This is a genomic window from Campylobacter sp. BCW_4332 (assembly GCF_001763175.1).
Taxonomy (GTDB): Bacteria; Campylobacterota; Campylobacteria; order Campylobacterales; family Campylobacteraceae; genus Campylobacter_D; species Campylobacter_D jejuni.
Genome location: NZ_MJYF01000031.1, coordinates 1 through 383 on the forward strand (window position 1 = coordinate 1; position 383 = coordinate 383).

General features: G+C 28.7%; 1 pseudogene. It reads left to right on the forward strand.

Features of this window, described 5'->3' with window-relative positions:
* Window positions 1–383: pseudogene (locus AJN64_RS02465) on the forward strand (motility associated factor glycosyltransferase family protein); the annotation flags it as partial.

The window sequence follows — 383 nt, forward strand, 5'->3', positions numbered from 1 at the left end:
AATTCTCATCCTGATGATTATCAAAACTCAGCAACCTATGAAAGTAAAAAGTATCCACACCTTTACACTCTTGCTTATGGCAAAAAAGGGAAAGTTAAAACTCATCATGTCTGGCTCATGTTTAAGCAAAATTTAGAACAAGATGTACAAAAAATACAAAAATATTTAGATACTAAAATTTACAACTGCACCGAAGGTGGGGCAAGGATAGAAGGAACTATAGAAAAACCTTTTCTATGGGCTTGTGAGAATTTACTTGATAAAGATTTAAATAAACCTTTTGAAAAATTAGAACCTTTAAGCTTAAATAAACAAAATGAGTTTTTACTTAAGGCTTATTATAAAGTTTATCAAAGTATTAAACATTGTAGAGATTTTAGTAA